This window comes from Parviterribacter multiflagellatus (genome assembly GCF_056863265.1).
Map to the genome: position 1 here is coordinate 680,735 of NZ_JBXPIZ010000001.1, position 15,167 is coordinate 695,901.

The 15,167-nt window shown below is 74.7% G+C and carries 16 protein-coding genes; 11 read left to right on the forward strand and 5 right to left on the reverse strand.

Annotated features, from left to right (window positions below):
• Window positions 1-5: 5 nt before the first annotated feature.
• The 3 genes from AC1UE5_RS03055 to AC1UE5_RS03065 all read right to left on the reverse strand — a co-directional run bounded on the left by AC1UE5_RS03055 (window position 6) and on the right by AC1UE5_RS03065 (window position 1,400).
• On the reverse strand, window positions 6-464 hold the full coding sequence (locus AC1UE5_RS03055) for a hypothetical protein (RefSeq protein WP_482920587.1): 459 nt from the start codon (window positions 462-464) through the stop codon (window positions 6-8).
• 20 nt (window positions 465-484) lie between these two features.
• Window positions 485-910 (reverse strand): hypothetical protein, encoded by a 426-nt coding sequence (locus AC1UE5_RS03060; protein ID WP_482920588.1) that lies wholly within the window; start codon window positions 908-910, stop codon window positions 485-487.
• 139 nt (window positions 911-1,049) lie between these two features.
• Window positions 1,050-1,400, reverse strand: coding sequence for an RNHCP domain-containing protein (locus tag AC1UE5_RS03065; RefSeq protein ID WP_482920686.1), 351 nt, complete (start codon window positions 1,398-1,400; stop codon window positions 1,050-1,052).
• Between the two features lie 237 nt (window positions 1,401-1,637).
• Here AC1UE5_RS03065 and bglX point away from each other — a divergent pair, with 237 nt between their 5' ends.
• The 5 genes from bglX (at window position 1,638) to AC1UE5_RS03090 (ending at window position 7,954) form a co-directional block, all read left to right on the forward strand.
• Window positions 1,638-3,959, forward strand: a complete 2,322-nt coding sequence (gene bglX, locus AC1UE5_RS03070; protein ID WP_482920589.1) for a beta-glucosidase BglX — start codon at window positions 1,638-1,640, stop codon at window positions 3,957-3,959.
• 129 nt (window positions 3,960-4,088) lie between these two features.
• A complete protein-coding gene (locus AC1UE5_RS03075; protein WP_482920590.1) occupies window positions 4,089-6,431 on the forward strand; it encodes a molybdopterin cofactor-binding domain-containing protein in 2,343 nt (780 codons plus the stop codon).
• Between the two features lie 3 nt (window positions 6,432-6,434).
• Window positions 6,435-6,917: a (2Fe-2S)-binding protein gene (locus AC1UE5_RS03080; RefSeq protein WP_482920591.1), complete on the forward strand. Its 483-nt coding sequence runs from the start codon at window positions 6,435-6,437 to the stop codon at window positions 6,915-6,917.
• 114 nt (window positions 6,918-7,031) lie between these two features.
• Window positions 7,032-7,421 carry a nuclear transport factor 2 family protein gene (locus AC1UE5_RS03085; protein ID WP_482920592.1) on the forward strand — a complete coding sequence of 130 codons (390 nt, stop codon included), beginning with the start codon at window positions 7,032-7,034 and terminating at the stop codon, window positions 7,419-7,421.
• Window positions 7,418-7,954 (forward strand): nitroreductase family protein, encoded by a 537-nt coding sequence (locus tag AC1UE5_RS03090; protein ID WP_482920687.1) that lies wholly within the window; start codon window positions 7,418-7,420, stop codon window positions 7,952-7,954. The genes AC1UE5_RS03085 and AC1UE5_RS03090 overlap by 4 nt, the downstream gene beginning before the upstream one ends.
• Here the strand turns inward: AC1UE5_RS03090 and AC1UE5_RS03095 are convergent.
• Window positions 7,930-9,018 (reverse strand): aldose epimerase family protein, encoded by a 1,089-nt coding sequence (locus tag AC1UE5_RS03095; RefSeq protein ID WP_482920593.1) that lies wholly within the window; start codon window positions 9,016-9,018, stop codon window positions 7,930-7,932. The two genes, AC1UE5_RS03090 and AC1UE5_RS03095, sit on opposite strands and share 25 nt — an antisense overlap.
• A gap of 82 nt (window positions 9,019-9,100) precedes the next feature.
• Window positions 9,101-9,487: a hypothetical protein gene (locus tag AC1UE5_RS03100; protein WP_482920594.1), complete on the reverse strand. Its 387-nt coding sequence runs from the start codon at window positions 9,485-9,487 to the stop codon at window positions 9,101-9,103.
• A gap of 99 nt (window positions 9,488-9,586) precedes the next feature.
• Here AC1UE5_RS03100 and AC1UE5_RS03105 point away from each other — a divergent pair, with 99 nt between their 5' ends.
• From AC1UE5_RS03105 to AC1UE5_RS03130, 6 genes are all read left to right on the forward strand, one after another.
• On the forward strand, window positions 9,587-10,849 hold the full coding sequence (locus tag AC1UE5_RS03105; RefSeq protein ID WP_482920595.1) for a Zn-dependent hydrolase: 1,263 nt from the start codon (window positions 9,587-9,589) through the stop codon (window positions 10,847-10,849).
• Window positions 10,846-12,087, forward strand: a complete 1,242-nt coding sequence (locus AC1UE5_RS03110; RefSeq protein ID WP_482920596.1) for a WD40 repeat domain-containing protein — start codon at window positions 10,846-10,848, stop codon at window positions 12,085-12,087. Before AC1UE5_RS03105 ends, AC1UE5_RS03110 begins: the two co-directional genes overlap by 4 nt.
• A gap of 21 nt (window positions 12,088-12,108) precedes the next feature.
• The gene (locus AC1UE5_RS03115; protein WP_482920597.1) at window positions 12,109-12,666 is read left to right on the forward strand and encodes an HhH-GPD-type base excision DNA repair protein; all 558 of its coding nucleotides are present in this window, start codon (window positions 12,109-12,111) and stop codon (window positions 12,664-12,666) included.
• Between the two features lie 213 nt (window positions 12,667-12,879).
• Complete coding sequence (locus AC1UE5_RS03120) at window positions 12,880-13,713, forward strand: M28 family metallopeptidase (protein WP_482920598.1); 834 nt, start codon at window positions 12,880-12,882, stop codon at window positions 13,711-13,713.
• Window positions 13,714-13,725: 12 nt separating this feature from the next.
• Window positions 13,726-14,175: a MarR family winged helix-turn-helix transcriptional regulator gene (locus AC1UE5_RS03125; RefSeq protein ID WP_482920599.1), complete on the forward strand. Its 450-nt coding sequence runs from the start codon at window positions 13,726-13,728 to the stop codon at window positions 14,173-14,175.
• Between the two features lie 48 nt (window positions 14,176-14,223).
• Complete coding sequence (locus AC1UE5_RS03130; RefSeq protein ID WP_482920600.1) at window positions 14,224-15,051, forward strand: FRG domain-containing protein; 828 nt, start codon at window positions 14,224-14,226, stop codon at window positions 15,049-15,051.
• Window positions 15,052-15,167: the final 116 nt, after the last annotated feature.

Below are 15,167 nucleotides of genomic sequence, written 5' to 3' on the forward strand. Positions count from 1 at the left end.
GCCGCTCACCGGCGCGGGTTGTCGACGTAGAGGTAGGCGGGCTGGTCTGTGCCGGTCGGGCTGCTCTTGTCGGCGTCCTTCTCGCTGAGGTACAGGCCGATCCCGCGGACGCCGCCGCCACCGGAGACGCTGAGGGAGATCGCGACGCCGTCCGGGTCCTTGCAGCCGTTGGTGTCCTTGGCGTAGAACGAGCGCTCGGTGCCGTCGTCGAGCAGGACGCGCATCCACAGGTAGGCGCCGTCGCCGTCGCCGGGGCAGAGGTCGTTGAGGCGGCCGGTCAGCGTCGCCTTGCGCGCGGTGAACGTGACGGTGCCCCACGTGTGGGCGCGGCCGTCGGTGACCATCACGCCGGTCTTGAAGTCGAACGAGCGGGTGATGGGCGCGGCCTGGGCGGCGGGTGTGGCCGCGGCTGCGGCGAGGCCGGCAGCGGCAGCGAGCGCGGTGAGCGTGGGGGTGCGGTGCATGGCTCTCGTTCCTCCCGGTCCTACGGCGTGAAGCGCTTGTCGGCGGTGTCCGCGATCGCGTTGCGCTCGGCGTCGTACTCGTACAGGTGCAGCCGCACGTGCCTGATCGTGCGGCCGTCCGGCACGGTGATGTGGAGGTTCACGTCGACGCCCTGCGCGTTCTTGCACGTCGTCGTGTCCTTCGCCGCCACCGTCCGCTTGGCGCCGTTGTCGAGCGCCGCGATGGCCTTCAGGTACGCGCCGTGGCCGTCCGCGGGGCAGACGTCGTTGAGGCGCCCGGTCACCGTGACGCCGTAGGAGTGGAGCTCGATCTCCCCGTAGGCGTGCGCCTTGCCGGGGGAGTAGGCGGCCGCGGTCCAGAGGTCGAACGGCTTGGCGGCGGCCGGGCCGGCGCCGGCGGCGAGCAGCCCGAGCGTGAGGGCCGCGACGGTGAGCGGTCGGTGCATGGTGGACCGCTGCCTGCCCGCACAGCGAGCACGGCACGCGCGCGAGCGGCGTCTCTCATGCAAGTCTCATGCGCTCATCCGGACGCGAGGCGGGCTCGCGCCCCGGCACGGCGGCCGGGGCGCGGGCGACGCCGGGGCGTCAGCGGGCGAGCCACTCGAGCGGGAACGGCGGCTGCGCGAGCGGCTGCACCGCGAGCCGCATCAGGGCGAGCGGGTTGTCGTCGCCCGCGATGCGGTTCAGGTGCACCGTCCGGCAGGCGCGGCAGCGGTGGACGAGCTGCCACTCGCCGTCCGCGCGCGCCGTCACGCCGATCGCGTCCATGGCCGCGCCGCACTCCGCGGCGCGGTCGCCGGGCACGTCGTCGACGTGCCGGCTCCACAGGCAGGTGGGGCAGTGGTTGCGGTGCGCGGTGCCCGGGGCGTCCATGGGGACGTCGAGCCCGCAGTTGAGACATCGGAAGGTGCTCGGGCCACGGCGCCGGGCACCCATGCGCTGGTCGCGCGACAAGCGGGACCTCCAAGGGTGAGAGATGAAGAGACGGAAGACGGGGTCGCGCGAAGGGCCCGGGCGTTAGGCCGGGCGGCGCGACGTGGCGTGTTCCGTGGCGGCAGTCATCAACTCACCTGCCACCGACCGTACCAGGACGCGGCGTTTGCGTCGAGCCGCGCGGGGGGAGGGGAGGGGCGCGTGGCTCGGGAGGCCGCGCGCGAGACAGGGGAGAGAGACATGGGTCGAAGGGGACGGCTCCTGGCCGCGATCGTGGGGATCGCGGCGACGGGCGGTGCGCTCGGGGCCGGCGCGGTCATCGCCGGTGACGAGGCGAGCGACGAGGCCGCGCTGCAGAGCGCGCGGCACCCGGCAGGCGGCGACGTCGAGCGGAAGGTCGACCGGCTGCTGCGGCAGATGACGCTCGACGAGAAGCTCCAGCAGGTCACGCTGCTCAGCGACGGGCAGATCAACGACGACGAGGCCAAGAAGGGCGTCGGCGGGGTGTTCAGCCTCACCGACCCCGAGAAGATCAACCACTTCCAGAGGATCGCGGTCGAGCAGACGCGGCTGAAGATCCCGATCCTCTTCGCGTACGACACGATCCACGGCTACCGGACGATCTTCCCGATCCCGCTCGGCACCGCCGCGAGCTTCGACCCGAGCGTCGCCGCCGACGACCACCGGATCGGCGCGATGGAGTCCGCCGCGGTCGGGATCAAGCAGATCTACAGCCCGATGGTCGACGTCTCGCACGAGCCGCGCTGGGGCCGCATCTCCGAGGGCAACGGCGAGGACCCGTACCTGGGCTCCGTCATGGCCGCCGCGCGCGTGAAGGCCGCGCAGGGCGGCGACTACTCAAGGCCCGACAAGGTCGTCACGAGCGTCAAGCACATCGCCGCGTACGGCGAGCCCGAGGGCGGCCGCGACTACAACACGACCGACATGTCCGAGCGGCGCCTGCGCGACGTCTACCTGCCGCCGTTCAAGGCCGCGATCGACGCGGGCTCGGACACCGTGATGTGCTCGTTCAACGCCATCAACGGCGTCCCGGGCTGCGCGGACCGCCACATCCTCACCGACATCCTGCGCGGTGAGTGGCGGTTCGACGGGTTCACCGAGTCCGACTACACCGCGGTGGCGGAGCTGCGCGCGTGCCCGCCGAAGAACCCCGACACGGGTCCGTGCGGCCACGGCGTCGCGGCGGACGGTCCCCAGGCGGCCGCGCAGGCGCTCAACGCCGGCGTCGACCAGGAGATGGTGAGCACGAACTTCCGCGACTTCGGCCGCCAGCTCGTGCAGAACCGGCAGGTCGAGATGCGGCGCCTGGACGACGCGGTCCGCCGCATCCTGCGGATCAAGTTCCGCGCCGGCCTGTTCGACAACCCGTACGTCGACGTGGCGAAGGCGGAGGAGGCGCAGCTCGAGCCCGAGTCGCGCGCGGCCGCCCGCAACGCCGCCTCGCGCAGCGCGGTGCTGCTGAAGAACGAGGGCGCCACGCTGCCGTTCGACGCCGGCAAGTCGACCGCGGTCATCGGGCCGCTGGGCGACAACCAGCACGACATGCTCGGGCCGTGGTGGGGCCGCGGACGCGACGAGGACGTCGTGTCGCTGCTGACCGGCGTCAAGGGCCAGGCGACGGGGAGCGTGACGTTCGCCGAGGGCTGCAAGATGGTCGACGCCGACCGCTACGACCCGGCGAACGAATGCGCGTCGACCGACGGCTTCGCGGACGCGGTGGCGAAGGCCCAGGCCGCCGACCAGGTGATCCTCGCCGTGGGTGAGGTGCGCGGGCAGAGCGGCGAGGCCGAGGTCCGCTCGGACATCACGCTGCCCGGCAAGCAGCAGGCGCTGGTCGACGCGATCGTCGCCACCGGCAAGCCGGTGGCGGTCGTGGTGTTCAGCGGCCGCCCGCTCGACCTGTCGGCCGTCCACGCGAAGGCGCCGGCGATCCTCCAGGCGTGGTTCCCGGGCGTCGAGGCCGGCAACGCGCTCGCGGACGTCCTGTTCGGGAAGGTCAACCCAGGCGGCAAGCTGCCGGTGACGTTCCCGCGCAGCGTCGGCCAGGTCCCGATCTACTACAACCACGAGCCGACCGGCCGCCCGTGCGACGTGTCGCAGAAGTACAACTCGCGCTACCGCGACATCCTCAGCTGCGAGCCGCTCTACGCGTTCGGCCACGGCCTGAGCTACACGTCGTTCGCGCTGTCGAACCTGCGCCTCAGCGGCACGGCCCTCGACGCGCGACGCGGCTCGATCACGGTGTCGATCGACGTGAAGAACACCGGCTCGCGCAAGGGCGACGAGGTCCCGCAGCTCTACCTGCGCGACCCGGTCGCCTCGCTGTCCCAGCCGGTGCGCCGGCTGCGCGGCTTCGAGCGCGTGACGCTCGAGCCGGGCGAGTCGAAGACGGTGACCTGGCGGCTCGACCGCGACGACGTCGGCTTCCACGACAACACCGGCCGCTTCGTGGTGGAGCCGGGCGAGATCCAGGTCTTCGCGGGCTCCAGCTCGCAGGCCAAGGACCTCACCGCCTCCTTCACCGTCACCGGCGGGAGGTAGGATGGCCAGACCAGCGCCGCACCACTCCGGAAGGTGGTGCGGCGCCGCGCCGCTCGTGGTGACGTGTAGGGTCTTGACACCGTGTCAAGCCGGGTCGGGAGCCCGGCGGGAGCGAGCAGGGGAGGGGTCGTGGCAGGAGAGGTGCGCGCGCCGGAGCGCGGTGCGCGGTTCACGCGGCGGCGGATGATCGGGTACCTGGTCGCCGCGCCGACGCTGGTCGCCGGGGCGCGGTGGCTGGAGCCGGAGGAGGCCGCCGAGGCGCAGGTGCCGAACGTCGGCGTGACCGACGTCGCGGACCTCAGCGACGTGCTGACGCTCGCGGCGCTGCCGACGATGGGGCTGCTGAAGGTCGAGATCACGCCGGAGGGCGACGCGGCGTTCGCGCTGCCGCGGGCCGAGGTCGGGCAGGGGATCACGACGTCGACGGCGATCGTCATCGCCGACGAGCTCGACCTCCCGCTCGACCGCGTCCACGTGACGCTCGCGCCCGCGCGGCCCGAGCTGCTGTTCAACCAGCTCACCGGCGCGTCGAACACGACGTTCGCGATGTACGAGCCGCTCCGGTTCGCCGCCGCGACCGCCCGGGCGCGGCTCGTCGCCACGGCGGCGGCCAGGCTTGGCACGAGCGCCGACACGTTGCGCACCGAGGCAGGCGCGGTGGTCGCGCCGGACGGCACCCGCGTCGCGTACGCCGACCTCGCCCGGGAGGCGGCGGTGGGGCGAACGGTCGTGGCCGGCGGCGAGCCGCGGCTGAAGGACGCACGGGAGCTGCGGCTCACCGGCACCCGCGTCCCGCGCACCGACGCCCGCGCCGCCGTCACGGGCGAGAAGCAGTTCGCGATGGACCTCCAGATCCCGGACGTGACCTGCGCGATGCTGTGCCGCGCGCCCACGATCAACGCGCGCGCCCTCGCGATCGAGAACGAGGCTGAGGTGCGCGCGATGCCCGGCGTCGAGCACGTCGCGCTGATCCCGAAGACGAAGTACGTCCAGGGCGGCGTCGCGGTCTGCGCGCGCACGTTCGGCCAGTGCATCGACGCGATCCGCGCGCTGAAGGTGCGCTGGTCGGCCGGCACGGTCGATGGCAAGTCCGACGCGGACGTCGAGCGCGACCTCACGCGCGCCCTGCTCCCCCTCCCGCCGCTCGGCCTCCTTGGCAGGAAGGTGCAGGCCGACTTCACGTTCCACTTCCGGCCGGGCGACCCGCTGGAGACCAACACGGCCGTCGCCGACGTGCGCGCGGACCGCGCCGAGATCTGGTCGGCGATGAAGTCCCCGATCCACGCCCAGCAGGGCATCGCGGCGATGCTGGGCCTCCCGCAGAGCCGGGTCACCGCGCACGTCGTCGAGGGCGGCGGCTCGTTCGGGCGCCGCCTCTTCGCCGACGCCGCGTTCGAGGCCGCCGCGGTGAGCAAGGCGGTCGGGCGGCCCGTCCGCCTCCAGTGGCACCGCACCGACTCGTTCCGTCACGGGCGCGTCCACCCGATGGCCAAGAGCCGCACCCGCGCGGTGCTCACCGGGAGGACGATCACGTCGCTCGACCAGCGCCACGCCGGCGTCCAGACCGACTACACGCACGGCCTCGGCGAGCTGCTGACGAGCATGGCCTCCAAGCTCCCGCTGGTCAACTTCGCCGGCTTCAGCTCGGCGCTCTTCTACCTGACGGTCCTCAACCCGTACGACACCGGCATCGGCCAGCCGCTGCTCAGCGAGATCTACCGCCACGACACGTTCAACACGTCGAGCACCCGCAACGTCTACGGCCCCGACGTCACGACCGCGCGCGAGGTCGTGCTCGACAAGGTCGCGCGGGAGCTGCGCAAGGATCCGCTCCAGCTGCGCCTCGAGCTGGCCAAGGACGAGCGCACGAAGGCCGTGCTCGCACGCGTGAAGGCCGAGTCGGGGTGGGGCGAGCCGCTGCCGCCCGGGTTCGGCCGGGGCGTCGCGACCCACGCCGAGTACAAGGGCCGCGTCGCGTGCGTGGCGGAGATCGACTGCCGCCCGGAGACGGTGAACCGCGAGGTCCGCGACGCGCTGACCGGGCCGCGCGTCACCCGGCTCACCTACGTCGTGGACGTCGGCAAGCCGGTCAACGTCCTCGGCGTCGAGGCGCAGATCATGGGCGGCGCGCTCGACGGCATCGCCCACGCGCTCACGTTCTCCCTCCACCTGCGGGACGGCCACTTCCTCGAAGGCAGCTGGGACAACGCCTTCTACCTGCGTCAGTGGAACGTCCCGCCGCGCGTCGACGTCCACGTGCTGCCCGCGACGACCGACGAGCCCGGCGGCGTGGGGGAGCTGGGCGTCGCCGCCGCGATGGCCGCCACCGCCAACGCGTACTGGGCCGCGACCGGCGTGATGCCCACGCGGTTCCCGATCCTCCACGACCGGCCCGACCTCGGCTTCGAGCCGCAGCCGACGGTCCCGCCGCTGCCACCCCAGCGCTCCGACGGCCTCGACGTCCAGGACTGACCCATGCCCACGCACCGCTTCATCCTCAACGGCCGTCCCGTCAGCGTCGACGTCGAGAGCGACGTCCGCCTGCTGTGGGTCCTGCGCGACCTGCTCGGCGTGACCGGTCCCAAGTACGGCTGCGCCGGCGGCGTCTGCCGCGCCTGCACGTGCCACGTCAACGGCAAGGCGGTCACCGTCTGCACGGTCGAGGTCGGCCAGCTGCAGCCGACCGACGAGCTGACAACGATCGAGGGCCTCGCCGCGACGGTCCCCGGCGACGGGCTGCACCCGATGCAGGAGGCCTGGCTGGAGCAGGACGTCGCCCAGTGCGGCTACTGCCAGCCGGGGCAGATCATGAAGGCGACGGCGCTCGTCCACGAGCTGCGCGCGGAGGGCCGGGAGGTCACCGACGCCGACCTCGACGCGATCCGCAACGTGTGCCGATGCGGCACGTACCCGCGCATCCGCGAGGCGATCCGGCGCGGAGCCGCGCGCATGGCGTAGCCGAGCCGCGCAGAACGGGGCCAGGGACGCTGTGGTCGAGCAGGCACGCCACGCGCGCGCGGCCGGCGGGACCGCGGACGTCCCGGTCGGGCGCGGTCAGGTAGGTTCGCCGCCATGTCCGCTCCTGGTCCCGTCTTCCGCGCCGCCGTCGAGCGGCGCGACATCGACGCGGCCGTCGCGCTGCTGGCCGACGACGCCGTGTTCCGCAGCCCCGCGGTCTTCAAGCCGTACGAGGGGCGCGCGAAGGTCGAGACGATCCTGCGCACGGTCTTCACGGTCTTCGAGGACTTCCGCTACACCGACGAGCTGTCGGCCGAGGACGGCACGCATGCGCTGATCTTCGAGGCGCGCGTGGGGGACCGGCAGGTGCAGGGGCTCGACCTCATCCGCGCCGGCGCGGACGGGCAGATCGTCGAGTTCACCGTCATGCTGCGGCCCGCTTCGGGCCTGATGGCCGTCGCCGAACGCATGGGCGCGAAGCTCGCGGAAGCGGGCGTGGCCTGAGCGTTCTCGCCGCCCTCCGCGCCCTTCGCGCGCGCCGCACCTACGACCCCACCCGGCCGGTCACGGACGAGCAGGTCGACGCCGTCCTCGACGCGGCGCGGTGGGCGGGCAGCGCGCGCAACCGGCAGCCCTGGCGCTTCGCGGTGGTGCGCGACGCGGCGATCCGGGCCGAGCTGGCGGGGCTCGGCGCCTACGCGCACCACCTGGCGGACGCGCCCGTGGTCGTCCTGCTCGCGCTCGACCACGAGCACGGCGGGGCGGACGCGGAGTTCGACGGCGGGCGGGCGGCGCAGAACCTGCTGCTGGCGGCGGACGCGCTGGGGCTCGCGGCGTGCCCGGTCACGTTCTTCCCGGACGGGAACGTCGTGCGCGCGACCGCGATCGCGGGCCTGCCGTCACCGCCGTGGCGCGTGCGGACGGCGATCGCGCTCGGGTGGCCCGGTCCAGCGCCGCCGGCCGGGCAGCGGAGCGTGCTCCCCCGCGGCCGCCGCCCGCTCGCCGAGCTGCGTCAGGACGTCACGCCGAACGCGTAGACCGTCGTCGAGCGGAACGTCTCGCCCGGACGCAGGACGGTCGAGGGGAAGGCCGGCCGGTTGGGCGAGTCGGGCAGGTGCTGGGTCTCGAGCGCGAAGCCGTCGCTCTGGCGGTACGTGCGGCCGCTCGTCCCGACCAGCGTCCCGTCGAGGAAGTTGCCGGTGTAGAGCTGCACGCCGGGCTCAGTCGTGTGGACCGTGAGCGTGCGGCCGCTGTCGGGCTCGGCGACGTGAGCGGCCTCGCGCAGCGCGCCGGGCTCGCCGTCGATCACGTACGTGAAGTCGTAGCCGCGTGCGAGCAGGAGCTGCTCGTGCGGGGCGCGGATGCGCGCGCCGAGCGGCGTGGGCGCGGTGAAGTCGAGCGGCGTCCCCGCGACCGGCGCGAGCTGGCCCGTGGGGATGAGCGTCGCGTCGACCGGGACGTACCGCGCCGCGGCGAGGCGTGCGACGTGGCCGAGCACCGAGCCGCTGCCCTCGCCGGCGAGGTTGAAGTACGCGTGGTTCGTGAGGTTGACGACGGTCGGCGCGTCGGTCGTGGCCTCGTAGTCGAGGTGGAGCGCGGCCCCGCGCAGGCGGTAGGTCACGCTCGCGCGCAGCTCGCCCGGGAAGCCCTGGTCGCCGTCGGGGCTGACGACCGTCAGGCGCACCGCCGCGCCGTCGTCGAGCGGCTCGGCGTCCCAGACGCGGGTGTGGAAGCCGCGCGGCCCGCCGTGGAGCGTGTTCGCGTCCTGGTCGGCGGGGAGCTCGTGGCGGACGCCGTCGAGCGTGAAGGCCCCGCCGCCGATCCGGTTCGCGTAGCGGCCGACGGTCGCGCCGAGGTAGACGCTGCCGTCCGGCGAGGTCGTGTCGCGGACGTAGCCGTCGAGCTCGGCGAACCCGAGCGCGACGTTGGCGGCCGTGCCGTCGCGCCCGGGCGCCTCGAGCGTGTGGAGCGTCGCGCCGTAGGTGAGCACCGAGACGCGCACGCCCGCGCCGTCGTCGAGGACGTAGCGGTCGACCGCCGTGCCGCCGGGGGTGGTCCCGAACGGGGTGCGGGCGACGGGGGCGGCGGGCGGCGCGGTCATGGCCGACGAGGGTAGGCCCGCGTGCGCGGCGCGCCCATGCGCCGGCGCGTGGCCGCGCCGGCGCATCGGGTCGCTGCGGGCGTCAGCAGGTCTGGATGGACGAGGTGAGCGTCACCTTCGGCTTCTTCTGGCCCCACTCGGTGAACACGCGCGCCTCGAGCTTCTGCGTCGACGCGGGCGCGTAGCTGGTGGTGGCGAGGCGCAGGTCGTACGGCGCGCTGTAGCGGGTCGCGACGCGGCGCCCGTCGACGCGCCACTCGACCGAGCGCACCTTCCAGGTCGCGCTCTTCTTCATCTTCACGGTCAGGAGCGCCGGGGTGACGCGCCCGACGTCCGTGCAGGCGTCCGGCACGGTCAGCGTGAGGTCGGCGCCCTTGATCGAGCGCTTGACGTCGGCGGCGTCCGCGGCGGCAGGGAGGAGCAGCGCGGCGGCGAGGAGGAGGGGGACGATGGTGCGGAGGGAGGGCATGGGGCGAGCCTCTCCGCCCGGCCCTCGCTCGTCAGTGCCGAGTTCGTCTCAGCGGGTCTCAGCCGCCCGGCGGCGCAACGCCGTACCGTGGCGGGCGCCATGGAGCTCGACATCGACCGCGTACTTACGGACCTGCGGACCCTGCACGACCGGTTCGGGGGCGCCGGCGGCGCCCGGCGGCTGGCCTGGACGCCCGAGTGGGAGGCCGCGCGCGCGTGGCTGCGCGAGCGGCTGCTGGAGGTGGCGGGCGTCACGGTCGAGCGCGACGTCGCGGGCAACCTGTGGGCGACGCTCCCCGGGGCGCGGCCCGAGTTCGTGATCGTCGGCTCCCACATCGACGCGGTGCCCGGCGGCGGGTGGCTCGACGGCGTGCTCGGCGTGATGGGCGCGCTCGGCGTGCTGCGGGCGCTGGCGGCCGCGGGGGAGCCGCCGCCCGTGACGGTCAAGCTCGTCGACTGGGCCGACGAGGAGGGCGCGCGGTTCGGCCGCTCGCTGCTCGGCTCGTCGGCGGTCGCGGGGACGCTCGTCGCGGACGAGGTGCGGGAGCTGCGCGACCCGGACGGGGTGACGCTGACCGACGCGCTCGCCGCGTGCGGGGTGGACCTCGACGCCGCCGCCGGCGGCGAGGCCGGTCGTGCGCTCGACGGGGCGCTCGCGTACCTGGAGCTCCACGTCGAGCAGGGCCCCGTGCTGCTCGATGCGGGGCGGCTGGCGTCGGCGGTGAGCGGCACGCAGGGCGACGAGCGGTACCTGATCCGGTTCACCGGCCAGGCCGCGCACGCCGGCTCGGCGCCGATGCACCTGCGCCGCGACACGCTCGCGGCGGCGGCCACGGCGGCGCTGGCGATCCGGCAGGTCGGCATCCGCCACGGTGGCGTGACGACCGTCGGCGGGCTGGTGTCGTCCCCGGGCGTGATCACGGCGGTGGCGGGGGAGACGGAGCTGAAGCTCGACCTGCGCCATCTCGACGCGGCGACCCTCGCGACGATGCTCGACGAGTGCCTGGCGGCGTGCCGCAGCGCCGCGGCGGACTTCGACTGCACGGTGACCGAGCAGCGCGTGTTCAGCGCGGCGCCGACGCCGTTCCACCCGCACCTGGTCGAGCTCGCCGTAGAGGCGGTCGCCGGCGCGGGCGGCGGTGAGGGGCCGCCGATCCCGTCCGGGCCGCTCCACGACGCGACCGAGATCGGGCGGCTCGTGCCCACCGTGATGCTCTTCGCGCAGTCCGACCCGCCGCTCTCCCACGCGCCCAACGAGGACTCGCCCGAGGCGGCGCTGCGCCTTGCGCTCGATGCTTACGGCCGCCTGGTCGGGGGAACGCTCGCGCTGCTGGCCGATGACGCCGGCGCGCTGCGCGGATGACCGCACGTCACGTCACGCTCCTCCTCCTTACGGCCGCTCTTGCGCTGCTGGCCGCGGCGCCCGCGCCCGCCGCGGTCCGCCTGCTCACCGCGACCGGCGCGCCCGCCGGCACGCCGGTGCGCGACGACGGCACGCGCCTGCGCGCGTGGTCGGCGACCGGCGCGCACATGCTCGTCCGCCGCGACGGCCGCACGCTGCGCGTCTCCCGCGCGGGTGTGCCGCTCGGCCGGGCGCCCCAGCTCGACCGCGCCTACGCGATCGGCCCCGGCGAGCGCACCGTCGCGGCCGGCGCGGACGCGCACCGGCTCGAGCTGCGCGCGCCGGACGGCCGCGTGACCGGCACCGTCGCGCGCGAGGGGGTGTGGATCGAGCCGACGGTCGCGTGGTCGCGCGACGGCGCCCGCGTCGCGATCGGCGTCGGCTCCGGGCTGGTCGTGTCCGACACCGCGACAGGCGCCGAGCTGCTGCGCTGGCGCGGGGAGGAGCCGCTCCCGCCCCACCAGGCGTTCGCCCCCGACGGGACCGCGCTCGTCGTGGTCGACGACGAGCGCGTGGTACGGCTCGACCTCGCGACGCGCGCGGCGACCACGGTGTACGACGCGGGCCGCGACGCGTGGCTGCTCGACGCGGCGTGGAGCCCCGGCGGCGCCATCGCGGTCGCGGACGGGGCGGCCATCCACGTGCTCGGGTTCGCCGATCTCGTCCCCGGCGGCGAGGGCTTCGCGGGGCTGGGGTGGAGCGGCGACGGCACGGCGCTCGCGTACGTCGTCCAGCGGGCGCGTGACGCCTGCTCGCCCCCGCAGCAGGGCGTGGGGCTCGCACCGCCCGGCGGCGCTCCGCGCGAGCTCGTCGCGCCGGCCGACCGCGAGGTCCGCGCGCTGCTGTGGTCACCGGACGGCCGGACGCTCGCCGCCGACCTCGGGCCGGTCGCCCAGCCGGAGAAGCGCGGGCGCCGCCGACCCTGGCCGCGCACGATCCCGCGCTTCTACGGCGTAGCGACGACGGCGGGGAACGCGGCGGTGCGGCGGATCGTCGTCCGTGCCGCGCGGGCGCTGAAGGACGGAGCCCGCCGCGAGACCGTGCTCAGCCAGGTCCGCCTCGACGTCGCGGCGGCGACCGAGCGGTTCGGCGGGGTCTTCGACACCGCGGTGCGCGAGCGGCTCGGCAACGCCCTCGACGACTGGCTCGTCGCCGCGGGCTTCACGCCGGTCGCGGCGTACGACGAGATCACCTGCTGACCGGCGCGTAGGATCCGGCGCATGGTCGACCGCCTGCCCTACACCGAAGACGACGAGGCCAACGCGCTCATCGCGCAGGACCCGCTCGCGCTGCTGATCGGCTTCGCGCTCGACCAGCAGGTCACCGTCCAGAAGGCCTTCTCCGGGCCGCTCGCGCTCAAGCAGCGCCTCGGCGGGCTGGAGGCGGCGCAGATCGCGTCCGTCGACCTCGAGCCGGTCTTCCGCGAGCGTCCCGCGATCCACCGCTTCCCCGGCTCGATGGCCAAGCGCGTCCGCGAGCTGGCGGCCTACATCGACGAGACCTACGACGGCGACGCCGCGCGCGTGTGGAAGGACGCGTCGACGCCGGAGGAGCTGAAGGCGAACCTCGCCGCGCTGCCGGGCTTCGGCACGATGAAGGTCGACGCGGTCGCGACCCTGCTCGCCAAGCAGTACGGCGTCGCGATCGCCGAGCCGCTCGTCCCCGACTACCCGACGCTCGGCGCGGTCGACTCGCCCGAGGCGCTCGCGGAGTACCAGGCGAACAAGCGCGCGCAGAAGGCCGCGGCGCGCGCGGCGAAGGCGGCAGCCAAGGCCTAGGAGCGCGGGCGGCAGCGACTCGGGCCCCGGAGAAAGCCCGAGCCGCTGCAAGCTGCCCAGCTCACCGGCGCGTGTTCCAGCGCCAGCGGCAAGGCGGCGAACCATAAGCAGGGCATCAAGATGCCGGTACCGGACATTCGTCCAGGTTCCGTTCCCCTGGCGCGAGCGCGGTCATCCGCCGTCGCCGGGCGCAGTCCGTAAGGTCCGCGGCGCATGCCCCGCCTGCTCGCGCTCGCTCTCACGGCGTTCCTCCTCGCGCCCTCCACCGCCGCCGCGCAGACCTCGGCCGGGGAGGACGCGTACCGCCTCGCCCGCTCCATCGCCCTCGCCGGCCCACGCCCCGCCGCGTCCGCCGCCGAACGCCGCGCCCAGGAGCGCGTCGTCGCGCGCTTCCGCCGTGCCGGCCTGCGCCTCGCCACCGACACGTTCACCGTCCCGGGCAAGGGCCGCTCGCGCAACGTGCTCGGCATCCGCGACACGCCCGCGGACTGCCTGCAGATCCTCATGGCGCACAGCGACACGGTGCCGCCGGCGCCCGGCGCGGACGACAACGCGTCGGGCATCGCGACGCTGGCGGCGCTCGCCACGCGGCTTCCGGCCGAGCCGGCCTGCGACGTGTGGCTCGTCGCGACGGGCGCGGAGGAGCGGATCTACACGGGCCGCGACGACCACCTCGGCGCGCTCGCGCTCGTGCGCCGCGTCAAGCGCCTCGGTCGCGCGGACGACCTGCGGTTCGCGCTGTCGCTCGACGAGGTCGGGCGGGGCACGTCGTTCTGGCTCCGCTCGCCGGTCGCCGCCCCGCGCCCGCGCGTGGAGCGCGCGCTCCTCACCCGCGCCGACGCCGCGAACGTCGCCGTCCGGTGGGTCGCCGACACCGGCAGCGGCAACTCGGACCACCGCGAGTTCGAGCTGGCCGGGCTGCCCGCGATGAAGCTCGGCGTGCCCGACGACGCCTGCCGCCACACCGCGTGCGACACGGCGGGGCGGCTGCAGCGGGGCGCGTTCGACCGCGTGCTGCGCGTGGTCCGCCGAGTGGTCGCCGGATAGCCTGCATCCGCGATGTCGGAGGTGGAGAGCGTCGTCGCGCCTGAGCGGCTGCGGAAGCTCGGGAGCTGGCTGCTCAACCAGTCGGGCCTGCGCGCGCGGCGCGTCGTGGGCCAGCGGCTCGCGGAGGCGGGCGCGCGGCGGGACCAGTACCTGCTGATGCTCGCGGTCGACGACCTCGGCGCGGCGAGCCAGGCCGACCTCGGCCGGCAGATGATGATCGACCGCAGCGACATGTCCGCGCTGATCGACGAGCTGGCCGCGGCCGGGTTCCTCATGCGCGAGCGCGACGAGCAGGACCGGCGCCGCAACGTCATCCGCCTCACCGAGGCGGGCCGGCTGCGGATGGAGGAGCTGAGCGTCGTCGTGGACGCCGCGCAGGAGGAGCTCTTCGCGCCGCTGACCCGGGCCGAGCGCGAGAAGCTCGAGCGGCTCCTGCGCCGCATCGTCGAGCACCACCGCTGAGCCGCCGCTCGCGATTGGCACGGCTCCGCGCGGGGCAGGCCGCTGCCCGTGGTCAGGATCGAGACGGTCGGGACGTGGCGCGAGCTGGACGACGCGACCAGCGACGCGAGCTGGTGCCGGCACGCCGGGCACCCGCGGCCCACGCTCGTCTTCCGCGGCCTCGCACGGGCGACGTACTCGAACGTGTCCTCGCTCGCGCGGCTGGAGGGCGACTACGCGAGGCTCGAGCGGCACCTCATCCGCAACTTCCGCAAGTACGCGCACAAGGCGGCGCCGGGCCCGACGACGTGGGACTGGCTGGCGCTCGGCCAGCACCACGGCCTGCCGACGCGGCTGCTCGACTGGACGTTCTCGCCGCTGGTGGCGCTGCACTTCGCGACGGCGTCGTGGCCGGACGACGACGCGATCCTGTGGGCGGTCGACGTCGTCTCGGCGCACGAGGCGCTCCCGCCGCGGCTGGCCGAGCCGCTGGCGGAGGAGGGCTCGGTCGTGTTCACCACCGACGGCCTGGCCGACTGCGGCGTGCCGGACCTGCAGGCGCTCGACGCGCTCCAGGACGACACGCCGTTCGCGGTCTTCTTCGAGCCGCCGACGCTCGACGAGCGGATCGCCAACCAGGCCGCGGTCCTGTCGGTCCTCTCCGATCCGACGTGCCACCTCGACGACTGGCTGCGCGAGCACCCCGACGCCTGCCGCGCGTGGCGCATCCCGGCGGCGCTGAAGGCCGAGGTCCGTGAGCGCCTCGACCAGGCGCAGATCACCGAGCGCGTCCTCATGCCCGGCCTCGACGGCCTCGCGACCTGGCTGCGCCGCTACTACTCGCCGCAGTCCGCCTCGGACGAGGCGAGCGCGCAGCACGAGGGCTCGATGGCCTAGCTCCCGTCCGCCCGTGGGCCATGGCAACGCGGATCGCGAGTGAGCGCCCGGCGGGATCGGTGTGTCGTGCGTGAGGGCCGCGAGGCGCCCCTCACGGACGGCACGACGCCCGCCGG

What these genes read in the sequence shown, in the direction of transcription:
- AC1UE5_RS03105 (WP_482920595.1), top strand. Translation starts at nt 9,587, where the DNA reads ATGGAGCTCGACATCGACCGCGTACTTACGGACCTGCGGACCCTGCAC.
- AC1UE5_RS03095 (WP_482920593.1), bottom strand. Translation starts at nt 9,018, where the DNA reads ATGACCGCGCCGCCCGCCGCCCCCGTCGCCCGCACCCCGTTCGGGACC.
- AC1UE5_RS03085 (WP_482920592.1), top strand. Translation starts at nt 7,032, where the DNA reads ATGTCCGCTCCTGGTCCCGTCTTCCGCGCCGCCGTCGAGCGGCGCGAC.
- AC1UE5_RS03120 (WP_482920598.1), top strand. Translation starts at nt 12,880, where the DNA reads ATGCCCCGCCTGCTCGCGCTCGCTCTCACGGCGTTCCTCCTCGCGCCC.
- AC1UE5_RS03080 (WP_482920591.1), top strand. Translation starts at nt 6,435, where the DNA reads ATGCCCACGCACCGCTTCATCCTCAACGGCCGTCCCGTCAGCGTCGAC.
- AC1UE5_RS03065 (WP_482920686.1), bottom strand. Translation starts at nt 1,400, where the DNA reads ATGGGTGCCCGGCGCCGTGGCCCGAGCACCTTCCGATGTCTCAACTGC.
- AC1UE5_RS03100 (WP_482920594.1), bottom strand. Translation starts at nt 9,487, where the DNA reads ATGCCCTCCCTCCGCACCATCGTCCCCCTCCTCCTCGCCGCCGCGCTG.
- AC1UE5_RS03110 (WP_482920596.1), top strand. Translation starts at nt 10,846, where the DNA reads ATGACCGCACGTCACGTCACGCTCCTCCTCCTTACGGCCGCTCTTGCG.
- bglX (WP_482920589.1), top strand. Translation starts at nt 1,638, where the DNA reads ATGGGTCGAAGGGGACGGCTCCTGGCCGCGATCGTGGGGATCGCGGCG.
- AC1UE5_RS03055 (WP_482920587.1), bottom strand. Translation starts at nt 464, where the DNA reads ATGCACCGCACCCCCACGCTCACCGCGCTCGCTGCCGCTGCCGGCCTC.
- AC1UE5_RS03060 (WP_482920588.1), bottom strand. Translation starts at nt 910, where the DNA reads ATGCACCGACCGCTCACCGTCGCGGCCCTCACGCTCGGGCTGCTCGCC.
- AC1UE5_RS03125 (WP_482920599.1), top strand. Translation starts at nt 13,726, where the DNA reads ATGTCGGAGGTGGAGAGCGTCGTCGCGCCTGAGCGGCTGCGGAAGCTC.
- AC1UE5_RS03115 (WP_482920597.1), top strand. Translation starts at nt 12,109, where the DNA reads ATGGTCGACCGCCTGCCCTACACCGAAGACGACGAGGCCAACGCGCTC.